The organism is Bacillus sp. JST-5, assembly GCF_057747715.1.
Genome location: NZ_JBYLHW010000107.1, coordinates 1 through 4,437, shown reverse-complemented (window position 1 = coordinate 4,437; position 4,437 = coordinate 1). Strand labels below are relative to the sequence as shown.

The 4,437-nt window shown below is 36.5% G+C and carries 7 protein-coding genes; 6 read left to right on the top strand and 1 reads right to left on the bottom strand.

All coding sequences use genetic code 11. The features are described 5' to 3' along the window. Positions 1-229 precede the first annotated feature (229 nt). Positions 230-745 (bottom strand): CotY/CotZ family spore coat protein, encoded by a 516-nt coding sequence (locus tag AC3ASS_RS13620; RefSeq protein WP_488284070.1) that lies wholly within the window; start codon positions 743-745, stop codon positions 230-232. Positions 746-921: 176 nt separating this feature from the next. On the opposite strand from AC3ASS_RS13620, the gene AC3ASS_RS13615 reads away from it, so the two are divergent. The 6 genes from AC3ASS_RS13615 (at position 922) to AC3ASS_RS13590 (ending at position 4,256) form a co-directional block, all read left to right on the top strand. Next, positions 922-1,284 (top strand): DUF1360 domain-containing protein, encoded by a 363-nt coding sequence (locus tag AC3ASS_RS13615; protein ID WP_488284069.1) that lies wholly within the window; start codon positions 922-924, stop codon positions 1,282-1,284. 392 nt (positions 1,285-1,676) lie between these two features. Continuing rightward, entirely contained in the window at positions 1,677-2,150 is a 474-nt protein-coding gene (locus AC3ASS_RS13610; RefSeq protein WP_488284068.1) for a YhcN/YlaJ family sporulation lipoprotein, read from the top strand. An 18-nt stretch (positions 2,151-2,168) separates the two neighbouring features. Further along, positions 2,169-2,639, top strand: a complete 471-nt coding sequence (spoVAC, locus tag AC3ASS_RS13605) for a stage V sporulation protein AC (protein ID WP_488284067.1) — start codon at positions 2,169-2,171, stop codon at positions 2,637-2,639. Beyond that, positions 2,639-3,655, top strand: coding sequence for a stage V sporulation protein AD (gene spoVAD, locus AC3ASS_RS13600; RefSeq protein ID WP_488284066.1), 1,017 nt, complete (start codon positions 2,639-2,641; stop codon positions 3,653-3,655). Before spoVAC ends, spoVAD begins: the two co-directional genes overlap by 1 nt. Before the next feature lie 17 nt (positions 3,656-3,672). Further along, positions 3,673-4,029, top strand: a complete 357-nt coding sequence (gene spoVAE / locus AC3ASS_RS13595; RefSeq protein WP_488284065.1) for a stage V sporulation protein AE — start codon at positions 3,673-3,675, stop codon at positions 4,027-4,029. Between the two features lie 89 nt (positions 4,030-4,118). After that, the gene (locus AC3ASS_RS13590; RefSeq protein ID WP_488284064.1) at positions 4,119-4,256 is read left to right on the top strand and encodes a YjcZ family sporulation protein; all 138 of its coding nucleotides are present in this window, start codon (positions 4,119-4,121) and stop codon (positions 4,254-4,256) included. The last annotated feature ends 181 nt before the right edge of the window (positions 4,257-4,437 follow it).

Here is a 4,437-nt window from a genome sequence, read left to right as displayed (position 1 = left end):
TAGGTCGCCGTGTTTCCTTTATCTCAGTGCAGGAGTGACTCCCGTTCGTTCGCCACTAGGCGCTCGCCTCCGCTTTTCGGATTGTCTAGCTGCGGCACGAACGCCTAGTGAACGATGACCTCTCTCCCTTGCGATAAGTCAACAACGACTCGTGTCTCGTCGTGTTTCCTTTATCTCAGTGCGAGAGGCCCTCCCGTTCATACGGCGTTCTAGATGTGCCTTCGCTTTTCTATTCTTCTACGCATGCGCCGACATATGTGTCTTTAATACATTGAACTGCGCAGAAGCAGCTTAAGTCAACAGTGATGCAGTCATTTGTTAGTCTGAAATCAACTACTTCGCAAGTTTTATTAAGGGCAATGCCGCATTTATCTACAATGTCGCATACTAGATTAACTGGTGAACCGTTTGCTCTTATAGGTTCCAAAACTCTTAATAAAGCACAGCAGTTATCATATACTTCTTCTACTCTAAAGTAAATAGAAACGCAAGGTGAACTTGCTGAAGCTTCTGCATCTACTGGTACAGGTGTGATGCTTTTATAAAATGCATGGAAAGGAGAACCATCTGCTGTTTTTAATACAATGACACGAGTATCATAAGGATTATTATTAGCTCCTAACCCACCTAATGGCTCTAATAAACAATTAGTTGGGCAGACGCATTCCTCAACGGCAGCATCTTGTATATCTTTAACAGCGCGTAATATTTCACAAATGCAACCATCTTTTTTCGAGCAACCCATATTAATGTTTCCTCCTAACTCCAATATATATTTCAATACATTAATAACATATTGAACTTGTCACATTTGAGAAACCGTCAATCGCCTTTTTTCAAGAAAATAGGTAAAAACGGCAGGAAATAAAAATTTGAGGCATGCATAGTGTTATTCTATAAGATGCATTAGGGGGCATATATGTGATGAATCTAACCTTTTTTCAATTTTTCGTTCTGTCAATCGCTTGTTTTCGACTCACTCACTTGATTGTTTATGACAAAATTATGGAGTGGCTACGTTCTCCATTTTTGGATGAGAAGGAAATAAAAGGTGAAGATGGCGTTGTGGAAATATTCGTCGTTCCTAAAGAAAAAGGAGTGAAAAAGTGGATCGGGGAACTATTGAGCTGTTATTGGTGTACTGGGATATGGTGTTCTATTTTCTTATATGTATTCTATGTTTTTTATCCTTTATTAGCTTCCACTGTGATTGTTATACTAGCCGTTAGTGGAGTTGCGGCAATAATTGAAATGATTGTACAATTCTTTATGAATAAATCATAGGTCTATGTGGATACAAAACTCTCTCCCTTCGCATATATTATTAAATAACGTGTGGGAGGAGAAAAAATGAGATACGACTGGAAGAAACCTACAACAAAGGATTTAAATAAAAAAAGTCCAACTTTAAAGAAAAAAGGTTGTGGTTGTGGAAATAAAAAGAAACGTATTAGTTGAGAAGTGATTTTTATCACTTCTTTTTTTTATAAAAAAATACTCTCTGTCAAAATCTTTTTTTCTTGCTTCTCATTCATATCATTAAATAGATTTTTTACTCTCTTTAGATGTATCCCCAAGTGTATTTATTCTTTTCTAAACGATAAGGAATATTTTTTATTCAATTTCAGAAAATATTAAAGTGAAACAGAGACTGTATTTAACGGAAGGATGAAATCATGTATAAACGATTTATGCAAGTAATACTTGTTATAAGCGTATTATCTCTTATTTCAGGCTGCCAACAGAAGGAAAGTGCTGATGGAGATTTGGCGTTACTAAAAACGACGGACCCTCCACCAATTTCCACTGTTGAAGATAATGAAAAAGAAAAAAAGGCAAAATCGATTAAGGATGATGTATTAGCATTAAAGGAAATTTATGATGTAACTGTTATTATCGGTCAACAAGATATTTTAGTTGCATATAAGGTTAAGCATCTACATCGTTTTCAAATGAAAAGTATCGAGAAAAAAGTAAACAAAATTTTGGAAAATAAATATCAGAAAGAAAATTTCTTCGTTTCTTCAGATTATAAAATCTTTTTAGAAGCTGTACGGTTAAAAGACCAAATTGAAAACAATCATATTTCAGAAAGAGAAGCAGAAGAGCAATTACAAAAGATTATAAAGCTAAAAAATGAAAAAACATAATAACGAAAGGAGACAGCTATGGCAACGAATTCAAAAACAAAAGAACAGCAAAAATATGAGCAATTGGAAAAGAAACATGAACTGAAACGGCCTGTATTAAAAAACTGTGTAAAAGCCTTCTTCGTTGGTGGTCTTATATGTGCCATTGGACAAGCGGTGACATATTTTTATATTTACTTTTTTCCGTTTACCGAGCAAACGGCAGGCAATCCTACTGTAGCGACTATGGTTTTTTTCTCCATGTTGCTAACGGGATTTGGAGTCTATGATCGACTCGGTCAATTTGCTGGTGCTGGTAGTGCTGTACCAGTTACAGGGTTTGGAAATGCTGTCATTTCTGCCTCCATTGAACATCGTACGGAAGGGTATGTATTAGGTGTTGGGGGAAATATGTTTAAATTAGCAGGTTCTGTTATTGCATTTGGTGTTTTTTCCGCATTCATCGTAGGGATTATAAAAACAATCATTGTTCAATGGAGTGGATGGTAATGAAACAGGGGAAACAATCATGGGTATTCGTAAATAAGCCAACGATTATTTCAACCGGTGTCACGGGAGGACCTTTTGAAGCAAAGGGGAAAATAGCAGAAGAATTCGATTACTTACATGATGATTTATGGATGGGAGAAGACTCCTATGAAAAGGCTCATCGGCTTCTCATAGAAGAAGCGGTAGATATTGCTCTACAAAAAGCAAAATTAAACAAAAAAGATATTGATTTTTTTATTGCCGGTGATTTAATTAACCAATTGACTCCTACAAGTTTTGCGGCACGTACAAATCAAATTCCATATTTCGGCTTATTTGGAGCTTGTTCAACTTCCATGGAAGGATTGGCACTGTCTTCGTTCATTATTGATCATAACGGAGCAAATTATATTGTTACAGGTTCGGCAAGCCATAATGCAGCAGCAGAAAAACAATTTCGTTATCCAACAGAATATGGTGGACAAAAGCCACCGACTGCTCAATGGACGGCAACTGCAGCAGGAATGGCGTTAGTTGCCAAAAACAATCAACAAGCAAATCTCCCTTATACTATCTATGCAACCGTTGGAAAAGTTGTAGATTTAGGAATGAGCGATCCATTTAATATGGGAGGAGCAATGGCACCGGCAGCAGCTGATACCATTTTTCAACATTTTCAAGATTTAAATATTGATCATCATTATTATGATCTTATTGTTACTGGTGATTTAGGAAAAATAGGTAGAAGTACATCATTAGAACTTTTGAAAGAAAAGGGGATTAACATACCGGAAGATAAATATCAAGACTGTGGTTTACTACTCTATAACGAAGATCAACCTGTGATGGCTGGCGGCAGTGGATCTGGTTGTTCAGCAGCTGTATTATATGGTCATTTACTAAATGAAATGAAGAAGGGAAAGTATAAACGAATTTTATGCGTAGCTACAGGAGCACTACTTTCCCCTTTAAGTTATCAACAGAAAGAAACAATTCCTTGTATTGCACATGCTGTTGCCATTGGAATAGACACTTAAGAAAAGGGTGTGATCACATGCTCGCAATGTTTTTTTGGGCATTTGTTGTAGGAGGATTGATTTGCTTAATAGGTCAACTTTTATTAGATGTCGCAAAATTGACTCCTGCTCATATGTTAAGTTTGTTAGTTGTCATTGGGGCAATTTTACAAGGTTTTGGATTATATGAAAGATTGGTCGATTTTGCAGGTGCAGGTGCGACCATACCGATTACAAGTTTCGGAAATTCTCTTGTTCAAGGTGCCCTTCAGGAAGCAGAAAAACATGGGCTTGTAGGTGTATTAACGGGGATGTTTGAAGTTACGAGTTCAGGAATATCAGCAGCGATCATTTTTGGATTTTTAGGTGCACTCATTTTTAAACCAAAGGGATAATTTTTCTAATTCTTTATATATCCGCCCATACATATCATTCACCATTACATATGTTAGTAGTGATACTAATAATGTGAGGTGAATGTGATATGCCTTGTGGATTCGGCTGTGGATACGGATATGGCGGTTATGGCGGCTATGGCTACGGTCCAGGAACTGGCTGGTCATTTGTGTTGATTGTTGTGTTGTTCATTTTATTAATTATTGTAGGCGCAAGCTTCTTTTAATATTAAATTATAGGGAACAATGGGCAAATGATTCTACATTGCCCATTGTTTTTTTGCTTTCGAACTTTTTTACTTTGCATGCATAGTATAACAGTAGTTTCTAAAGTCCTGCGGTAATATGTCAAGCACCAAAATCAAAGGAATTGGAAATTCTAAACCGCAAAAGTTCTAAAAAAGGCAA